We start from the raw sequence: 18,872 nt of genomic DNA, 5'->3' as shown, positions 1-18,872 counted from the left end.
AAACGTTCCTTCACATACGCTCCACGATGGACGCTGCCGACGCGACCGATGCGGCCGTCGGTGCCGTCGTGACCAGGCGATTGCGCGCGCGTCCCATGAGTTCTTCGCGTTCGTCCTCGGTGAGGCCGCCCCATACGCCGTAGGGCTCCCGCACGGCGAGTGCGTGTGCCGCGCACTCCGCGCGCACCGGGCACCGCATGCAGACCTCTTTCGCCGAGTTCTCACGCGCACTCCGTGCCGCGCCGCGCTCTCCCTCGGGGTGGAAGAACAGGGAGCTGTCGACTCCGCGGCAGGCCGCGAGGAGTTGCCAGTCCCACAGATCGGCGTTGGGTCCGGGAAGGCGGGAGAAATCTGCCATTGCGCTTGTCCCCTTGAAACCGTGTCGAACGGATAGGTGGGCGGGTGGATGGCTGATGGCCGGGGCTCCTGGGGTCCCGGCGGGTCGGGTGGCGGTCGGGTAGCTACATCTACTGTCGAAGTAGATGTAAATATGACTCATTGCGAATCTAGTCACAGACACTGCGAAAAGGGAAGAAAACCAGCTAAATGGGGCATAGCTTTTGATGTTGGGACGAACGACCTGCGACACTCTCCTCCGCGCACGACTCCTCACGTAGAGTGCCGAAGCCGCCGTCCGACCCGTAACTCTTTCGAGTGACCGTCGTTGAGAGTTGCGAGGCGGTTGAAGGAAGAAGCGATCGGGCACATGTCCGAGAGCGTCAACCGCACAGGTGACGATACGTACAGCCCTGGAGGCTCAAGGTGACGCGCAACAGCTGCGAGAGCCGCGGAGGTCAGGCATGACATCCGTCCTCGTCTGCGACGACTCCCCGCTTGCCCGAGAGGCGCTCCGCCGCGCGGTCGCGACCGTGCCCGGCGTCGAGCGCGTGACCACCGCGGCCAACGGCGAGGAAGTCCTCCGCCGCTGGGGCGCGGACCGCTCGGACCTGATTCTGATGGACGTACGCATGCCCGGCCTGGGCGGCGTGGAGACCGTCCGCCGGCTGCTCTCCGCGGACCCCGGCGCCCGCATCATCATGCTCACGGTCGCCGAGGACCTCGACGGCGTCGCGCTCGCGGTCGCCGCGGGTGCCCGTGGCTACCTGCACAAGGACGCCTCGCGCGCCGAACTGCGGGCCACGGTCACGCAGGCCCTCGCCGACCCGACCTGGCGGCTCGCCCCCCGCCGCCTCCGCTCGGCCGAGATGGGCGCCGCGCCCACCCTCACCGCGCGCGAGATCCAGGTCCTCGAAGGCATGAGCCACGGCCGGTCCAACGCGGAGATCGGGCGCGAGCTCTTCCTCTCCGAGGACACGGTCAAGACCCACGCCCGGCGCCTCTTCAAGAAGCTCGGCGCGTCCGACCGGGCGCACGCCGTGGCGCTCGGATTCCGCTGGGGTCTGGTCCGCTGAATCGCAGGTCACCTGCCGTCTCCCCGTCCTCACCCGCGTCCGTCGTGGGGTGGACGGGGTGGGCTTGTGTCACTTCCCCGCGGAATGCCGCATCCTTGAGATGTGGAGTTCCTCGGGGACGAGTCGATCGAGCGGGAGGGGAGGGCGCGGGAGATGAGTGCCGGCGCACCTGCTCATAACGCTTCGGTGCACAACTACGGACGCGGTGCCGCGAACCGAGAGGCGTCGGGGCACCATGGAGCGATGCGCGACGACGAGACCGTGGGTTCCCCCATGCCTGCCGGGCAGGGGGAGATCGGCGCGCTCGTGCACCGCGCGGTCGACGGCGACGCGCAGGCCACCCACGACCTGCTCGCGCGCGTCCACCCGCTCGCCCTGCGGTACTGCCGCACCCGCCTCAACCGGCTGCCCGGCGACGCCCGGCACTTCGTCGAGGACCTGGCGCAGGAGGTCTGCGTCGCCGTCCTGATGGCGCTGCCGCGCTACAAGGACACGGGCAGGCCCTTCGAGGCCTTCGTCTTCGCCATCGCCGGGCACAAGGTCGCCGACCTCCAGCGGGCCGCCATGCGGCACCCGGGGTCCACGGCCGTCCCCTCCGACGAGATGCCCGAGCGGCCCGACGACTCCCTCGGTCCCGAGGAGCGGGCCCTGCTCAGCGATGACGCCGAGTGGGCCAAGAAGCTGCTCGCCAACCTCCCGGAGAACCAGCGCGAGCTGCTCGTGCTGCGGGTCGCGGTCGGGCTGACCGCCGAGGAGACCGGGCAGATGCTCGGCATGTCCCCCGGCGCCGTCCGGGTCGCGCAGCACCGCGCCCTCAGCCGGCTGCGCGCACTGGCCGAGCAGTAAGCCTTGCCGGGCTCGGTCATCCCTTTCGTACACGTGTGAACGTCCAAAGCTTCCCGGTGATCTTGCTCGTGGAATGAGACACCGCTCCAGCCCGTTAGCATGGACATCCCGCACCGATCAAGGCCATTTGGGAAGGTGTCATGACTGCCAACGTCGACGGAGTGCCCGAGAAATTCGCGACACTCGGGCTGACCTACGACGACGTGCTGCTTCTGCCCGGCGCGTCCGACATGGCGCCCGACCAGATCGACACCGCCTCGTACATCTCGAAGAACGTGCGGGTGAACATCCCGCTCCTCTCCGCCGCGATGGACAAGGTCACCGAGTCCCGCATGGCGATCGCCATGGCGCGACAGGGCGGTGTCGGTGTGCTGCACCGCAACCTCTCCATCGCCGACCAGGCCAACCAGGTCGACCTGGTGAAGCGCTCCGAGTCCGGCATGGTGACCGACCCGATCACGGTCCACCCGGACGCGACGCTCGCCGAGGCCGACGCGATCTGCGCCAAGTTCCGCATCAGCGGCGTCCCGGTGACCGACCCGGCCGGGAAGCTCCTCGGCATCGTCACCAACCGCGACATGGCCTTCGAGTCGGACCGCGACCGCCGGGTGCGCGAGGTCATGACCCCGATGCCGCTGGTCACCGGCAAGGTCGGCATCTCCGGCGTGGACGCCATGGAGCTGCTGCGCCGCCACAAGATCGAGAAGCTGCCGCTGGTCGACGAGGCGGGCCTCCTCAAGGGCCTCATCACGGTCAAGGACTTCGTCAAGGCCGAGAAGTACCCGAACGCCGCCAAGGACAAGGAAGGCCGGCTGCTCGTCGGCGCCGCCGTCGGTGTCGCCGGTGACGCGTACGAGCGCGCCCAGGCCCTCATCGAGGCGGGCGTCGACTTCATCGTCGTCGACACCGCGCACGGCCACTCCCGCCTGGTCGGCGACATGGTCGCCAAGATCAAGTCGAACTCCTCGGTCGACGTCATCGGCGGAAACGTCGCCACCCGCGACGGCGCCCAGGCGCTGATCGACGCCGGTGTCGACGGCATCAAGGTCGGTGTCGGCCCGGGCTCCATCTGCACCACCCGCGTGGTCGCCGGCATCGGCGTCCCGCAGGTCACCGCGATCTACGAGGCCTCCCTCGCCGCCAAGGCGGCCGGCGTCCCGGTCATCGGCGACGGCGGTCTGCAGTACTCCGGCGACATCGCGAAGGCCCTCGTCGCCGGCGCCGACACGGTGATGCTCGGCTCGCTGCTCGCGGGCTGCGAGGAGTCCCCGGGCGAGCTGCTCTTCATCAACGGCAAGCAGTTCAAGTCGTACCGCGGCATGGGCTCGCTCGGCGCCATGCAGTCCCGCGGCGAGCAGCGCTCCTTCTCCAAGGACCGCTACTTCCAGGAGGGCGTCGCCTCCGACGAGAAGCTCGTCCCCGAGGGCATCGAGGGCCAGGTGCCCTACCGCGGCCCGCTCTCGGCCGTCGTCCACCAGCTGGTGGGCGGTCTGCGCCAGTCGATGTTCTACGTCGGCGGGCGCACGGTGCCGGAGCTCCAGGCGAACGGCCGCTTCGTCCGGATCACCTCGGCGGGCCTCAAGGAGAGCCACCCGCACGACATCCAGATGACGGTCGAGGCGCCGAACTACAGCAGGAAGTAACGCAGCGCGACCGTGGGGGCGGTTCCGGCATGTGGCCGGAGCCGCCCCTCACGCTTGTGTCGGGGATACTGGTAGGCGCAGACGTAGAGGGAAAGGCCACACATCGTGACTGAGATCGAGATCGGGCGCGGCAAGCGCGGCCGCAGGGCGTACGCGTTCGACGACATCGCCGTCGTCCCGAGCCGGCGCACCCGGGACCCGAAGGAGGTCTCGATCGCCTGGCAGATCGACGCCTACCGCTTCGAGCTGCCGTTCCTGGCCGCCCCGATGGACTCGGTCGTCTCGCCGCAGACCGCCATCCGGATCGGCGAGCTGGGCGGCCTGGGCGTCCTGAACCTGGAGGGTCTCTGGACCCGGTACGAGGACCCGCAGCCGCTCCTCGACGAGATCGCCGAACTGGACGAGGCGACCGCGACGCGCCGTCTGCAGGAGATCTACGCCGCCCCGATCAAGGAAGAGCTGATCGGGCAGCGCATCAAGGAGGTGCGCGACTCCGGTGTCGTCACCGCCGCCGCGCTCTCCCCGCAGCGCACCGCCCAGTTCTCGAAGGCCGTCGTCGACGCCGGCGTGGACATCTTCGTCATCCGCGGCACGACGGTCTCCGCCGAGCACGTCTCGGGCGCGGCCGAGCCGCTGAACCTGAAGCAGTTCATCTACGAGCTCGACGTCCCGGTCATCGTCGGCGGCTGCGCCACGTACACCGCGGCCCTGCACCTGATGCGCACCGGCGCGGCCGGTGTCCTGGTCGGCTTCGGCGGCGGCGCCGCGCACACCACCCGTAACGTCCTGGGCATCCAGGTCCCGATGGCGACCGCGGTCGCCGACGTGGCCGCGGCCCGCCGCGACTACATGGACGAGTCCGGCGGCCGGTACGTGCACGTCATCGCCGACGGCGGCGTGGGCTGGTCCGGCGACCTCCCGAAGGCCATCGCCTGCGGCGCCGACGCCGTCATGATGGGCTCCCCGCTGGCCCGTGCCACGGACGCGCCCGGCAAGGGCCACCACTGGGGCATGGAGGCCGTCCACGAGGACGTGCCGCGCGGCAAGCTGGTCGACCTGGGCATCGTCGGCACCACCGAGGAGATCCTCGCGGGCCCGTCGCACATCCCGGACGGCTCGATGAACTTCTTCGGCGCCCTGCGCCGCGCGATGGCCACCACGGGCTACAGCGAGCTCAAGGAGTTCCAGCGCGTCGAGGTCACGGTCGCGGACGCGCAGCACAAGCGCTGACCGTACGGATCCGACAGGGGCCCCGCACCGGGTGGTGCGGGGCCCCTTCGCGTGCGCGGGTGGCCTACCGGGCGGCCTTCTTGGCGCCGGAGAACGCGGCGAACGCGGCCAGGCCGAAGAACAGGAACGTCAGCGGGTCCAGGTCTTCCTTCCACGCCGCGGTGAGCACGTCGAAGTGCTCGAAGAAGAGCTCGGTGGCGGAGACGTTCAGCGCCTTGGCGCCGATGATCGAGAGGGCGACCAGCTGGCCGAGGTACACCGAGCCGAGCGAGAGCACGGAGCCGGCCACGGACAGCACGGGGTTGTTGCCGCCGGCCTTGCCGGCCGCGAAACCGACGAGGAAGCCGACGCCGACGGCGGCCCAGCCGATCTCGCGCTCGATGGCGCCGGCGATACCGCCGTAGACACCGGCGGCGACGAGCGCCGCGACCAGTCCGGCCACCAGGCCGAGCCCCACGTTGTCACGGGCGGGGGCCTGCGGGGCCACCGGGTACGGCTGGGGCGCGGCGCCGTCGGCGAACGGGTTGCCGGGCGGCGGAACGGGCTGGCTCATGGTGTGGATCCCCCCAGGGAACAGTCGGGCGTGACGTGCGTCAGCCGGTGAAGGCGGCGATCAGTGCCGCGAAGATCAGTCCGAACGGGACCAGGGCCAGCAGCCCGCCGGCCACGCGGATGCCGAAGGCGGTGGCGAACCGGTCGGGCGGGCCCAGGTCCCCCCTGGCGTGTGCGCGCAGCTCGATGTTGCGCAGCTGCCGCTGCTCCAGCCGGACGGCGCAGTCCTTGACGTTCAGCGCGAAGCAGAGGCCGGTGACCCCTGCCGCCAGGAAGAACGTGAGGAGCAGGAGGATGAAGACGACGAACAAGCGGGCCCCCGGGACGGTGCGCGCGCGTGGAACGGCGCGCGCGGTGGTCCCGGAGGTTAGCACCGGTACATGACAACGACCTAGGGAATTCCGGCCGGGGCCGTCCTCACAACCGGTGGGCCGCTCCCGCGGGCGTCGCGCCGCGGGTGTCCAGGAGGAGTTGGGCCTTCACCGAGAGGCCCTGGAGGTCGTACGTGCGGTGGTGCTGGAGCAGGACCGTGAGGTCGGCGTGGGCGGCCGCCTCGTAGAGCGAGTCCGCGCGGGGGACGGGCAGCTCGCGGACGCGCCAGTCGGGGACGTGCGGGTCGTGGTAGCTGACGGCCGCGCCCAGGTCCATCAGGCGGCGGGCGATCTCGTCGGCGGGGGAGCCCTGCCGGTCGGGGAGGTCGGGCTTGTACGTGATGCCGAGCAGCAGGATCCGGGCGCCGCGGGCCGACTTGCCGTGTTCGTTGAGGAGGGTCGCGGCGCGCTGGACGACGTACTGCGGCATGCGCTCGTTGACCTGGCCGGCGAGCTCGACGAGGCGCAGCGGGCGGTGGGCGCCGACCGTGTCGACGGGGACGCCGTGGCCGCCGACGCCGGGTCCCGGGCGGAAGGCCTGGAAGCCGAAGGGCTTGGTCTCGGCGCAGCGGATGACGTCCCACAGGTCGACGCCGAGTTCGTGGCAGAGGACCGCCATCTCGTTGACGAGGGCGATGTTGACGTGCCGGAAGTTGGTCTCCAGGAGCTTGACCGTCTCCGCCTCGCGGGGTCCACGCGCGCGTACCACCTTGTCGGTGAGCCGGCCGTAGAAGGCGGCCGCGGACTCGGTGCAGGCCGGGGTGAGGCCGCCGATGACCTTGGGGGTGCCGGCGTAGTCGTGGGTGCGGCTGCCGGGGTCGAGGCGGCCGGGCGAGTACGCCAGGTGGAAGTCACGGCCGGCGCGCAGGCCGGAGCCCGACTCCAGGACCTCGCGGAGGAGGCCCTCGGTGGTGCCCGGGGGGACCGGGGACTCCAGGAGGACGGTGGTGTGGGGGCGCAGCCGGGCGGCGAGCGCGCGGGCGGCGTCGGTGACGGCGGTGAGGTCGAGGGTCCGGTCGGGGCCGAGGGAGGTCGGGGCGCAGAGGACGGCGGTGCGGACCCGGCCGAGCTCGGCGGGGTTGGTGGTCGGCCGGAAGCCCCCCGCGAGCATCCGGCGGATCTCGGGGACGGTGAGCGAGCCGTCGACCGGGGAGCGGCCGGCGGCGAGTTCGGCGACGGGGCGCGGGTCGGTGTCGTAGCCGATGGTGTCGATGCCTGCGGCGGTGGCGGCCTGGGCCAGGGGGAGCCCGTGGTGGCCGAGGCCGATGACGGCGAGATCAGCGGGCATGGGGGGTGGGCCGTCCTTCCCGGTAGCCGGAGGTGACGCGACGCGCAAGCCCGGTGGACAGAACGGGTCGAGCGCAATGTCAGACTAGGCGTAAATATGACCGAGATGCGGCATTGTGTGACCGAAGGTCGCCGAGTGTTATCCACAGGTCAGCGGCGAGGCGGTGGCTGAAGTCGCGGGGGCGGGCCAGAATCGAGCTGTGAGCCGGACCACACGGGCCCGGTTCACGGCTCGATCTGTTCGCGGCGTGATCCGGGGGACGACGGGAGGCAAGCAGCGTGAGGACAGCGACACTGGGACCCGCCGAGCGCGCCGAGGCGCTCGCGGCCATGGCCGGGCGAGAGCTGGACGTGCTGGTCGTCGGCGCCGGAGTGGTCGGCGCAGGAACCGCCCTCGACGCCGTCACGAGAGGGCTCTCCACCGGCATCGTCGAGGCCCGCGACTGGGCCTCGGGCACCTCCAGCAGGTCCAGCAAGCTCATCCACGGCGGTCTGCGCTACCTGGAGATGCTGGACTTCGCCCTCGTGCGGGAGGCCCTCAAGGAGCGCGGACTGCTCCTGGAGCGGCTCGCACCCCACCTGGTGAAGCCGGTCCCCTTCCTCTACCCGCTCCAGCACAAGGGCTGGGAGCGGTTCTACGCCGGCTCGGGCGTCGCGCTGTACGACGCGATGTCGCTCTCCTCCGGACACGGCCGGGGACTCCCCGTCCACCGGCACCTCTCCCGGCGCAACGCCCTGCGCGTCGCACCCTGCCTGAAGAAGGACGCCCTCGTCGGCGCCCTGCAGTACTACGACGCCCAGATGGACGACGCCCGCTTCGTCACCACCCTCGTGCGCACCGCCGCCTCCTACGGAGCCAAGGCCGCCAGCCGGGCCCGCGTCATCGGCTTCCTCCGCGAGGGCGAGCGGGTCGTCGGCGCCCGCGTCCAGGACGTCGAGGCCGGGCAGGCGTACGAGATCAGGGCCAAGCAGATCGTCAACGCCACCGGCGTGTGGACCGACGACACCCAGGCCCTCATCGGGGAGCGCGGCCAGTTCCACGTCCGCGCCTCCAAGGGCATCCACCTCGTCGTGCCCAAGGACCGCATCCACTCGACCACCGGACTGATCCTGCGCACCGAGAAGTCCGTCCTCTTCGTCATCCCCTGGGGCCGGCACTGGATCGTCGGCACCACCGACACCGACTGGGACCTCGACAAGGCGCACCCCGCCGCCTCCAGCGCCGACATCGACTACCTCCTGGAGCACGTGAACACCGTCCTCGCCACCCCGCTCACCCGCGACGACGTCCAGGGCGTCTACGCCGGACTGCGCCCGCTCCTCGCCGGCGAGTCGGACGCCACCAGCAAGCTCTCCCGCGAGCACACCGTCGCCCACCCGGTCCCCGGCCTCGTGGTCGTCGCCGGCGGCAAGTACACGACGTACCGCGTGATGGCGAAGGACGCCGTCGACGAGGCGGTGCACGGCCTCGACCAGCGCGTCGCCCCCTGCGTCACCGAGGACACCCCGCTCCTCGGCGCCGAGGGGTACCGCGCCCTGTGGAACGCGCGGGCGAGGATCGCCGCCAGGACCGGGCTGCACGTCGTCCGGGTCGAGCATCTCCTCAACCGCTACGGCTCCCTGACGGAGGAGATCCTCGACCTCGTCGCGGCCGACCCGAGCCTCGGCGAACCGCTCGCGGCGGCCGACGACTACCTGCGCGCCGAGATCGTCTACGCCGCCTCCCACGAGGGCGCGCGCCACCTCGACGACGTCCTCACCAGACGGACCAGGATCTCCATCGAGACCTTCGACCGGGGCACGCTCAGCGCCCGCGAGTGCGCGGAACTGATGGCACCGGTCCTCGGCTGGGACGAGCGCCAGATCGAGAAGGAGGTCGAGCACTACGAGAAGCGGGTGGAGGCCGAGAGGGAGTCGCAGCGGCAGCCCGACGACCTGACGGCGGACGCCGCGCGGCTCGGCGCGCCGGACATCGTGCCCATCTGACGAGACGTCCGCGGGCCGCCGCGCAGGGGGTGCGAGGGGCCCGTGTCCGGTGGGAACCTAAGGGGCGCCCGGAGGCGTCGTATCCCGGAGTGCGGACCCGGGGGCGCCACCCGCCCCGAGGTGAGGGACAATGGCCTCTCTTCCAGGGCGGGTTACCGCATCGCGCGGGAAGCGGCAGACGCGGCGAAGATCAGGGATCGCAGAGGGGACGCATGTCGGAGGCGGAGCAGTCGCGGGACAAGGCGAGGGACCCCAGGCGGGACGCCGCCGCGGGGGCCGCGACCGACGGCGACCGAGGAGCGGTTCCGGCCGCGCGCAAGCCGGAGCGGAACGCGGAGGACGCGCAGGTCAGCGAGGGTGCACAGGACCCCCGGGACGGGCGTGAGCCGAAGCGGGACGCGGGAGACGGGAAGCCTGCGGAGGCCGTGGGGTTCGGAAAGTCCGCGGAGTCCGCGGGATCCTCTCAGGGCGTCGGGGACGTGAAGGACCCTCAGGACGCGCCGTCCGACCGGGCGACCGGTGCGGGCGACGCCGTCGGCGCCGGGCGGCTGCGCGGCACCGAGCCCTCGACCGGACGCGCCGGATTCGGCGCCGGGGACGGCGACGGCGAGAGCGACCGCCGGACCGGCCCCACCACGCGAGGCGGCGACAGGCTCCGCAAGGAACCGGCCGGCGAGGGACGGCTGCTCTCCGGCCGCTACCGGCTCGGCGCGGTCCTCGGCCGCGGCGGCATGGGCACCGTCTGGCGCGCCGTCGACGAGACCCTCGGCCGTACCGTCGCCGTCAAGGAGCTCCGCTTCCCGACGAGCATCGACGAGGACGAGAAGCGACGCCTCATCACCCGGACCCTGCGCGAGGCCAAGGCCATCGCCCGGATCCGCAACAACGGCGCCGTCACCGTGTACGACGTCGTCGACGAGGACGACCGCCCGTGGATCGTCATGGAGCTCATCGAGGGCAAGTCCCTCGCCGACGCCGTCCGCGAGGACGGCACCCTCACGCCCCGGCGCGCCGCCGAGGTCGGCCTCGCCATCCTCGACGTGCTGCGTTCGGCGCACCGCGAGGGCATCCTGCACCGCGACGTGAAGCCGTCCAACGTGCTGATCGCCGAGGACGGCCGCGTCGTCCTCACCGACTTCGGCATCGCCCAGGTGGAGGGCGACCCCTCGATCACCTCCACCGGCATGCTCGTCGGCGCTCCCTCGTACATCTCCCCGGAGCGCGCCCGCGGCCACAAGCCCGGACCGGCCGCCGACATGTGGTCGCTCGGCGGTCTCATCTACGCGGCGGTCGAGGGAAACCCGCCGTACGACAAGGGCTCGGCCATCGCCACCCTCACGGCCGTCATGACCGAGCCGGTCGACCCGCCGAAGAACGCCGGCCCCGAGCTGGAGAAGGTCATCTACGGCCTGCTCGCCAAGGACCCGGCGCAGCGGCTCGACGACGCCGGCGCCCGGGTCCTGCTGCGGGCCGTGCTCGACGCGCCCGAGCCGGTGCCCGCGGCCTCGCCCGAGGTCACCACCGTCGTACCGCTGCCGCCGCGCCCCGAGCAGACCGCGGTGGTTCCGGCGACCCCGGCCGCCGACAAGGGGCCCGACGCGGCCGCCGAGCGGATGCGGGGCGCGCTGAAGTCCGTACGGAACGCGGCGGCGTCCGTGAAGGCCGAGCCGACTCCGGCGCCCGCTCCGAGGCTCGCGACCGAGCCGCTGCGGGGCGGCGGCAAGCCCGCCCCGGCCCGCGCGCCGCTGACCGACGTCGTGCCGCGCCGCACCCTGGTGATCATCGCCGCGGTCGCCGTCCTCGCCGTGCTCGGGACGATCCTCGCGGTCTCCCTCGGCGGCGGGGGCGACGAGGGCAACCAGGGCAAGGGCGGTGGCGGCACCACGGCCTCCGCCGGTGCCTCGACCGGAGGCGCGGACGGTTCCGGCGGTTCCGGCTCCGGCGGCGCCCAGGGCCAGTCCTCGGGCGGCCCCGGCCAGCAGGGCGGCGTGCAGCCCGGCGACAACGGCAGCACGGGGTCGACCGGTGCCGACGGCACGACCGGGTCCACCGACGGGCAGCACGGCACCACGCCCTCCGGGAAGCCCGGCGGCGACGCCGGCAAGCAGCTGCCCGCCGGCTACGCCGTCGTCACCAACGGCCCGCTGCACTTCTCGATGGCGATGCCCGCGTCCTTCAAGCAGCGCTCGATCCCCGGCTACTCGCTCGGCGCGATCTTCAGCGAGAGCGGCGGCTTCCCGCGCGTCCAGGTCGACTACAACGGCAGCCCGAAGGACGACGCGGCGAGCGCCTGGGAGCTCGCGCGGTACGGCGTGGCCGCCACCAGCCAGGACTACAAGCACCTCGGCATAAGGACGGTCTCCTACAAGGGCTACCCGACCGTCGCCGACTGGGAGTTCGAGCGCACCCAGAAGGGCATCCGCGTCCACGTGCTCAACCGCGGCTTCAAGGTGGACGCCACGCACGGCTACTCCATCATGGTCAGCTGCGCGACGGACGAGTGGAACGGCGCCGAGTGCAAGACGCTGCGGGAGACGGCGTTCGCCACGTTCAGCCCCAAGGACTGACCGGTGGCACGTATCGTGAGGCTCACGGACCGAAAGCAGCCGAACAGAGCCGTCAACTGCGCGGTGCCGGACCGGAACTGACAGCGAACTCGCGTGATCCCGCCCGATCCCGAGGGATCCGCGGGCCACGGGGGACAGCGTGCGCGCGGGGGAGGCGTCGTGGACGACTACGCGGGAAGGGTGCTCGCCGACCGCTACCGCCTTCCGCTGCCGCCGGCGGACGCCGACGCGTACGACCCGGTGGAGACGCGCGCGTTCGACACGTACAGCGGGCAGGAGGTCCTGGTCCGCCAGGTGCCGCTGCCGGAGTTCGTCGACGCCGAGGTGCTCGACGACGGGCAGGGCGGTCCCGCCGGCCCCTACGGCGCCGCGGGGCAGGCCACCCGCCGGCCGGCCGAGCCCGTCGTCCGCCGGGCGATCGAGGCGGCCCAGGCCGCCGCGCAGATCCCCGACCATCCCCTCCTCGACCAGGTCTTCGACGTCTTCGCTGAGGCCGGCTCGCTGTGGATAGTGAGCGAGCGCGTCGCCGCCAGACCGCTGGCCGAGCTCCTCGCCGAGCGGCCCCTCAACCCGTACCGCGCCGCCGAGATAGGCGCCGACGTCCTCACCGCCCTGCGGGTGCTCCACGCGCACGGCTGGGTGCACCGGAACATCACCGCCAGGACCGTGCTCGTCTGCGACGACGGCCGCGTGGTCCTCACCGGCCTCGCGGCCGGCGCGGCCGAGGAGGCCCTCTGCGGCTACGCCCCGGTCCCGGCACCGGAGGACGGGTTCGCGGCGCCGACTCCGGCCGCCGAGCCGGAGGAGCTTGAGCAGGGGGACGACGGGGCTGACCCGTACGGGGCGGAGGGGTACGGCTCCGAGGAGTACGGGGCGGAGACCTACGAGGCCGAGGCGTACGGCTCCGAGGGGTACGGCTCCGAGACCTACGGGGACGGCGGGTACGGCTCCGAGGAGTACGAGGACGGCGCGTACGGCTCTGCGGCCCATGAGGTCGAGGAGCACGGATCCGAGGAGTACGCCTCCGAGGAGTACGGATCGGAGGAGTACGGATCGGAGGAATACGCCCCCGAGGAGTACGCCTCCGAGGCCTACGAGGTCGAGGTGTACGAGGAGGTCGGCGAGGGCGAGGAGGACGGCGGGTCCGGCGGTGAGCCGCACCCGGACGCCACCGGGACCGGCCCCTACGGACCCCCCGCCCCCGACTCCTACGGAGCCGACCCCTACGGGCGGGCCGCGCCGGCCCCCGCCGAGACGCAGCCCGTGCCCGTGCCGCCCACCGCCGACGTGCGGGCCGCGCGGGCCGGGGCCATCGCCGCCTACCGCGCCGGAGCGCGAGCCGCCGCCGCGCTCGGCGAGACCGGGTCGCTCCCCGCCCAGCGCCCCGCACCGCCGGACACGCCCGCACCGCCCCCGCCGCCGACCGCGCAGGCGGCCGGCGCGCCCGAGCCGCAGTGGTGGGCGCGGGTGGCCGAGGACGAGGACGACGAGGACGACGGCGACGAGCCGTACGGCGGCCCGCAGGCCGGCCCGCCGCCGCGCGTGATGCTGGCCGGCAGCTGGAGCGACGGCCCGCACGCCTCGCGGGACGGCTCCGGGCCGATTCCGGCCGGTGGCGGCAGCGTGCTGCCAGGTTCGGGCCGCCCGGCCCTGCCCGCCGGGTACACCGCGGCGAACCCGGACCCCGCGCGCCTCCCGGTCCCCGTGGGCGCCCGCGACGAGGCGCCGGTCGCGATCCCGGCACAGGCGCACCGCGGCCCGACGACGCGGCTCGCCGCCGAGCGGGCCCGCCAGACCAGGATCGCGGTCGTCGGTGCCGTCACCGAGCGCTGGGCGCCCGAGCAGGCCGGCCCCGTGCACGAGAACTGGCGCCTCGCCCCGCCGATCGGCCCCGCGACCGACCTGTGGGCGCTCGGCGCGCTGCTCTACCGGGCCGTCCAGGGCCATGCCCCGTACCCCGAGGACAGCGCGGCCGAGCTGGTCCAGCTGGTCTGCGCGGAGCCTCCGGCCTTCGCCGAGGAGTGCGGGCCCCTGCGCCCGGTCGTGGAGTCCCTGCTGCGTCAGGACCCGACCGAGCGGCCGGACTTCGAGGAGCTGCGCGGCTGGCTGCGCTCCCTCGTCCGCTCGGCGCCGGAGCCGGACGCCGGGCTCGGAGTCGTACCGCTGCCGTCCTTCGACGAGGCCCGGCTGCCGATCGTGCGCCGGCGCGGTGAGCTGGTGCGCCGGTGGCGCGGGGGAGCGGGGGCGGGCCGGCACCGCCACAAGCGCGGCAAGGACCCGCGCCCCGCGACCCGGCAGGACCCCGGGCACGGTGAGGAGTACGGCCACGCGCGCGTAGAGCCGGATTACCGCGAGGAGTTCCACGAAGGGTTCCGCGAGGAGTTCCAGGAGGGGTTCCGCGAGGAGTACGACGGCGAGATCCCGCAGCGCGCCCCGCGCGCCCCCCGGTCCTCCGCGCGCCCGTCGTCCTCCCGTACGCCCGGCTCCCCGCGCGCCCTGGGCCGCACGCTGCTGCTCCTCGTCCTCCTGCTGCTCGTGGGGGCGGTCGCGTACGCCGTCCTCTTCATGCCCAAGGAGGGCGAGCAGCCCACCGCGCCGACCACGCCCACGACCGCGCCCGCGACGACGAAGCCGTCCGCCGAGCCGACCGCGCAGCCGACGGCCAAGCCGTCCTCGCGGCCGACCGCCGAGCCGGCCACCACCCCGCCCCCCGCCGACCCTGCGGCCCCCGCGCTCGCCGCCGGGTACGAACTGCGCCGGGACCCGGAGGGCTTCCGGATCGGGGTCCCGAAGGGGTGGCGGCGCAGCCCGATCAACGACGCCGGGCAAGTGCGCTTCACCGACGGCGGGTTCACGATGATCGTGGTCCCCGGCCGGGACAGCGTCCGGGACGGCGGTTCGGACCCGCTGGAGTACCAGAACGTCAAGGAACGGGAGCTGGAGCCGTATCGGTCGTCCAGCTGGGCGCAGGTGGAGCGGACGCGCCGGGTGGACATCGGCCGGACGCCGACGGCCGAGGGCAGTTACACCTGGCCGGACAGCACGGGCCGCCAGGTCTTCGTGCGTAATCTCGTCGTGATCGACGGCGGCCGGTACCACGTCGTCCAGGTCATCGGCCCGGAGAGCGAGCGTGACAAGGTGTCCGAGATCTACGAGCAGGCGACGAAGGCGTTCCGCCCGGGACGGTGAGATCCGGACCGGTGAGATCCGGACCGGTGAGATCCGGACGGGCGAGATGCGGACCAATGAAATCCGGACGGGCGAGATCCGGACGGGCGAGATGCGGGACGCTGGTACGAAAGTTCCACCGGCCCCCGGTCACAGTGCTGTTCCTATGACCGCCCCGAGGTTCCGCCCGCCGTCCCCCCCTCCGTAACCTTGCATCAGAAGGAACGGGCGGGGGCAAGTGGAACATTCTCAGAGCGCTTCTCAGGGCACAGGATCGGGGCTGCTGCTCGCCGGTCGCTACCGGCTGGGCGAGTCCATCGGACGCGGCGGCATGGGCAAGGTCTGGCGCGCGCACGACGAGGTGTTGCACCGCGTGGTGGCGGTCAAGGAGCTGACGGCGGGCCGGTTCGTGGCCGAGGCCGACCGGCTGGTGCTGCACGCCCGTACGCAGAAGGAGGCGCGGGCCGCCGCGCGGATCACGCACCCGGGCGTGGTGACCGTCCACGACGTCCTGGAGCACGACAACCGGCCCTGGATCGTCATGCAGTACGTCGACGGGCCCTCGCTCGCCGACGCCGCCAAGGAGGCCGGCACGATCGAGCCGCGCGAGGCGGCCAGGATCGGGCTGCACGTCGTCGGCGCGCTGCGTGCCGCGCACGCGGCCGGGGTGCTGCACCGGGACGTCAAGCCGGGCAACGTGCTGCTCGCGCGCGACGGGCGCGTCCTCATCACCGACTTCGGGATCGCGGCGATCGAGGGGGACTCCACGATCACCCGGACGGGTGAGATCGTCGGCTCCATCGACTACCTGGCGCCCGAGCGGGTACAGGGCGGCGATCCGGGGCCCGCCTCCGACCTCTGGTCCCTCGGCGCCACGTTGTACACGGCGGTGGAGGGCACCTCGCCGTTCCGCCGCACCTCGCCGATCAGCACCATGCAGGCCGTGGTGACCGAGGAGCCGCCGCACCCGCAGAAGGCGGGGCCGCTGTCCTCCGTCATCGTGGCGCTGCTGCGCAAGGACCCGGCGCAGCGGCCGCGCGCGGACGAGGCCGAGCGGATGCTGCTCGACGCGATGGAGGGGCGCTCGCCGGCGGCTGCGCAGGCGTACGTGCCGACCCAGCGCGTGGCCAGGGAGGACCTGGACTCCGGGGCGGACGGCACGACTGCCGACGCCGGTGCGGAGGGCCCGACGGACGGGCCCCCGAAGGTCACCGCGCGATGGCCCGAACCGTCGCAGCAGCACCAGTCGGCACACGCACCCCAGCCTCACGGGCCGCAGGGGCCTGCCACTCTCGCGCCCGCCTCCCCGTCCTCCTCCGGCCGTGGCCGCTGGCGTTCCGCCGTGCTCGCGGCGCTGCTGGCGGGGGTCGTCGCCGGCGGCGCCGTCTTCGCCGCGATGAACTACGCGGGTGGAGACGGTGAGGGTGACACCGGTGGACGGACCACGACGACCGCCCCCGCGACCAAGAAGGCCCCCGACACCGGCGTCCCGGCCGGCTGGCACCGCGTCGAGGACCCGGAGGGCTTCAGCCTGCTCGTACCGGACGGCTGGAAGCGGCAGACGGAGGGCGACCAGATCGACTACACGCCGGACAACGGCCGCCACCGCATCCGGATCAGCATCGACCGGAGCCCCGACTTCGAGAATCCGTACATGCACGCGATCGACCTGGAGCGCCAGCTCGGGAAGCGCATGGATTACAACCGGGTCAAGCTCGACCAGACGACCTACCGCGACCAGGTCCGCTCCTGCCTGTGGGAGTTCACCTGGACCGAGAAGAAGACCTTCCCCGGGCCGCGGCACGCGATCGACCAGATGTACTACGAGGACGACGGCACCGAGTACGCGATCTACATGTCCTCGCCGGAGTCGAGCTGGGAGACCACCCGGGAGCAGTTCGACATCGTCGTCCGGCACTGGCGCGCGCCGGGGGCCTGAGGGGCGGAGAAATCTCCGCGCCGGGTCTCCGGCGGCCGTAAGCCCCTGATCAGGGCTTACGTGCCAGTGATCGCTGGCGTGATGTGTGTGGACGGTGAAAACGCGTTACCGACGGGTACCCAAAGGCCGGAACGCGGCCTACGCTCGGCCCCATGACGGACTCGCTGGCCCCCGCCGCCCACCTCGACGCCGACAACGCCGCCGAGGCGGCCCGCCCGGCCGCCCCCGCCGGTGCGACCAACCCGGTCGCGCCCGCGCCCGCCGGCGCGCGGACCGCCGCCGACGTCGTGACGCCCGAGCTGGTCGCCCGGCTCACCCGCGGTGTCGTCGGATCCGGCCGTACCGCCAACCACACCCCCTTCACCGGGAAGAAGCTGGCGGACCTGCCCGAGTCCACCCCCGAGGACGTCGCCGAGGCCTTCACGCGCGCGCGTGCCGCCCAGGCCGCCTGGGCCGCCACCCCGGTCCGGGCCCGCGCCGCCGTCCTCCTGCGCTTCCACGACCTGATCCTCCAGCGGCAGGCCGAGGTCCTCGACCTCATCCAGCTGGAGACCGGCAAGGCCCGCCTGCACGCCCACGAGGAGGTGCAGGCGGTGGCCGTCGCCGCCCGGCACTACGGCCGCAAGGCCCCCTCGTACCTGCGCGCCAAGCGCCACACCGGCGTCGTGCCGACCCTCACCAAGGTCACCGAGCTGCGCCAGCCGCGCGGGGTCATCGGCCAGATCGCCCCCTGGAACTACCCGCTGGAGCTCTCCGTCGGCGACGCGCTCCCCGCCTTCGTCTCGGGCAACGCCGTCGTCATGAAGCCCGACACGGAGACCGCGCTCACCGCGCTCTGGGCCCGTGACCTGCTCATCGAGGCCGGCCTGCCCGCCGGCGTCTTCCAGGTCGTCCTGGGCGAGGGCCCGGTCGTCGGCCCCGAGGTCGTCGCCCACGGCGACTACGTCTCCTTCACCGGCTCCACCCGCACCGGCCGCGAGGTCGCCAAGGGCGCCGCCGCCCGGCTCGTCGGCGTCACCCTGGAACTCGGCGGCAAGAACGCCATGCTCGTCCTCGAGGACGCCGACATCGAGAAGGCCGCCGCCGGAGCCGTCCGCGCCTGCTTCTCCTCCGCCGGACAGCTCTGCATCTCCATCGAGCGGCTGTACGTGCACGAGTCGATCGCCGACGCCTTCCTCGACCGCTTCGCCGCCCGCACCAAGGCCATGCGCCTCGGCAACTCCCTCGCGTACGGGGCGGACATGGGCTCCCTCGTCGGCGAGCGGCAGCTGGAGGCCGTCACCACGCACGTGGAGGACGCCGTCGCCAAGGGCGCGAAGCTCGTCGCCGGCGGCGTCGCCCGCCCCGACATCGGCCCCCTCTTCTACGAGCCGACCATCCTCGACGGCGTCGAGGCCCCGATGGCCGTCTGCACCGAGGAGACCTTCGGCCCGGTCGTGTCGATCTACCGCTTCCGCGACGAGGACGAGGTCGTCGAGCTCGCCAACGCCACCCCGTACGGCCTGAACTCCTCCGTCTGGACGAAGGACTCGCGCCGCGGCCACGCCGTCGCGGCCCGGCTGCGCACCGGCACCGTCAACATCAACGAGGGGTACGCGCCCGCGTACGGCAGCGTGCAGTCCCCGATGGGCGGCATGAAGGACTCCGGGCTCGGCCGCCGCCACGGCTCCGAGGGCATCCTCAAGTACACCGAGGCGCAGACCGTCGCCCAGCAGCGGCTGATCCCGCTCGCCCCCTCCTTCGGGATGGACGACGAGAAGTACGCCGCGTTCATGAGCGTGTCCCTGAAGGCGATGAAGGCCCTGCGCCTGCGCTGACGTCCTGTCTTTACTCACGCCCTTCCGTCCTTCCGTCCGTCCTTCCGTCCTTCC

Annotated in this window: 13 protein-coding genes; 9 read left to right on the top strand and 4 right to left on the bottom strand. The window is 72.8% G+C overall.

What is annotated here, in order from left to right; genetic code table 11:
- Positions 1–10: 10 nt before the first annotated feature.
- Entirely contained in the window at positions 11–358 is a 348-nt protein-coding gene (locus GGE06_RS22225; RefSeq protein WP_116159299.1) for a WhiB family transcriptional regulator, read from the bottom strand.
- A 442-nt stretch (positions 359–800) separates the two neighbouring features.
- On the opposite strand from GGE06_RS22225, the gene GGE06_RS22220 reads away from it, so the two are divergent.
- The 4 genes from GGE06_RS22220 to GGE06_RS22205 all read left to right on the top strand — a co-directional run bounded on the left by GGE06_RS22220 (position 801) and on the right by GGE06_RS22205 (position 5,131).
- Positions 801–1,412 carry a response regulator transcription factor gene (locus tag GGE06_RS22220; RefSeq protein WP_003948568.1) on the top strand — a complete coding sequence of 204 codons (612 nt, stop codon included), beginning with the start codon at positions 801–803 and terminating at the stop codon, positions 1,410–1,412.
- A 243-nt stretch (positions 1,413–1,655) separates the two neighbouring features.
- Complete coding sequence (locus GGE06_RS22215) at positions 1,656–2,258, top strand: sigma-70 family RNA polymerase sigma factor (protein WP_030211429.1); 603 nt, start codon at positions 1,656–1,658, stop codon at positions 2,256–2,258.
- Positions 2,259–2,398: 140 nt separating this feature from the next.
- Positions 2,399–3,901, top strand: coding sequence for an IMP dehydrogenase (gene guaB / locus GGE06_RS22210; RefSeq protein WP_116159298.1), 1,503 nt, complete (start codon positions 2,399–2,401; stop codon positions 3,899–3,901).
- A 105-nt stretch (positions 3,902–4,006) separates the two neighbouring features.
- Positions 4,007–5,131: a GuaB3 family IMP dehydrogenase-related protein gene (locus GGE06_RS22205; protein WP_086828596.1), complete on the top strand. Its 1,125-nt coding sequence runs from the start codon at positions 4,007–4,009 to the stop codon at positions 5,129–5,131.
- 64 nt (positions 5,132–5,195) lie between these two features.
- Here the strand turns inward: GGE06_RS22205 and GGE06_RS22200 are convergent, their stop codons facing one another.
- The 3 genes from GGE06_RS22200 to GGE06_RS22190 all read right to left on the bottom strand — a co-directional run bounded on the left by GGE06_RS22200 (position 5,196) and on the right by GGE06_RS22190 (position 7,342).
- Positions 5,196–5,684 (bottom strand): hypothetical protein, encoded by a 489-nt coding sequence (locus GGE06_RS22200; protein WP_181924543.1) that lies wholly within the window; start codon positions 5,682–5,684, stop codon positions 5,196–5,198.
- Between the two features lie 40 nt (positions 5,685–5,724).
- The gene (locus GGE06_RS22195) at positions 5,725–5,994 is read right to left on the bottom strand and encodes a hypothetical protein (RefSeq protein WP_116159297.1); all 270 of its coding nucleotides are present in this window, start codon (positions 5,992–5,994) and stop codon (positions 5,725–5,727) included.
- Positions 5,995–6,100: 106 nt separating this feature from the next.
- A complete protein-coding gene (locus GGE06_RS22190; RefSeq protein WP_116159296.1) occupies positions 6,101–7,342 on the bottom strand; it encodes a nucleotide sugar dehydrogenase in 1,242 nt (413 codons plus the stop codon).
- Positions 7,343–7,620: 278 nt separating this feature from the next.
- Between GGE06_RS22190 and GGE06_RS22185 the strand changes: the two genes are divergently transcribed.
- The 5 genes from GGE06_RS22185 (at position 7,621) to GGE06_RS22165 (ending at position 18,818) form a co-directional block, all read left to right on the top strand.
- Entirely contained in the window at positions 7,621–9,327 is a 1,707-nt protein-coding gene (locus tag GGE06_RS22185; RefSeq protein WP_184931536.1) for a glycerol-3-phosphate dehydrogenase/oxidase, read from the top strand.
- 212 nt (positions 9,328–9,539) lie between these two features.
- Complete coding sequence (locus GGE06_RS22180) at positions 9,540–11,894, top strand: serine/threonine-protein kinase (protein WP_181924542.1); 2,355 nt, start codon at positions 9,540–9,542, stop codon at positions 11,892–11,894.
- Positions 11,895–12,053: 159 nt separating this feature from the next.
- Complete coding sequence (locus GGE06_RS22175; protein WP_184931535.1) at positions 12,054–15,083, top strand: serine/threonine kinase C-terminal domain-containing protein; 3,030 nt, start codon at positions 12,054–12,056, stop codon at positions 15,081–15,083.
- 217 nt (positions 15,084–15,300) lie between these two features.
- Positions 15,301–17,001, top strand: coding sequence for a serine/threonine-protein kinase (locus GGE06_RS22170; RefSeq protein WP_184931534.1), 1,701 nt, complete (start codon positions 15,301–15,303; stop codon positions 16,999–17,001).
- 152 nt (positions 17,002–17,153) lie between these two features.
- Positions 17,154–18,818, top strand: a complete 1,665-nt coding sequence (locus tag GGE06_RS22165; protein WP_116159292.1) for a succinic semialdehyde dehydrogenase — start codon at positions 17,154–17,156, stop codon at positions 18,816–18,818.
- Positions 18,819–18,872 lie beyond the last annotated feature (54 nt).

The organism is Streptomyces nymphaeiformis (assembly GCF_014203895.1).
GTDB lineage: Bacteria > Actinomycetota > Actinomycetes > Streptomycetales > Streptomycetaceae > Streptomyces > Streptomyces nymphaeiformis.
Note: the sequence above shows the minus strand (reverse complement) of the source record. Positions and strands in the feature narration are given on the sequence as shown.

Excerpts from the sequence above, each read along its gene's own strand:
- GGE06_RS22225 (WP_116159299.1), bottom strand. The coding sequence starts at position 358 with ATGGCAGATTTCTCCCGCCTTCCCGGACCCAACGCCGATCTGTGGGAC.
- GGE06_RS22220 (WP_003948568.1), top strand. The coding sequence starts at position 801 with ATGACATCCGTCCTCGTCTGCGACGACTCCCCGCTTGCCCGAGAGGCG.
- GGE06_RS22215 (WP_030211429.1), top strand. The coding sequence starts at position 1,656 with ATGCGCGACGACGAGACCGTGGGTTCCCCCATGCCTGCCGGGCAGGGG.
- guaB (WP_116159298.1), top strand. The coding sequence starts at position 2,399 with ATGACTGCCAACGTCGACGGAGTGCCCGAGAAATTCGCGACACTCGGG.
- GGE06_RS22200 (WP_181924543.1), bottom strand. The coding sequence starts at position 5,684 with ATGAGCCAGCCCGTTCCGCCGCCCGGCAACCCGTTCGCCGACGGCGCC.
- GGE06_RS22190 (WP_116159296.1), bottom strand. The coding sequence starts at position 7,342 with ATGCCCGCTGATCTCGCCGTCATCGGCCTCGGCCACCACGGGCTCCCC.
- GGE06_RS22180 (WP_181924542.1), top strand. The coding sequence starts at position 9,540 with ATGTCGGAGGCGGAGCAGTCGCGGGACAAGGCGAGGGACCCCAGGCGG.
- GGE06_RS22165 (WP_116159292.1), top strand. The coding sequence starts at position 17,154 with ATGACGGACTCGCTGGCCCCCGCCGCCCACCTCGACGCCGACAACGCC.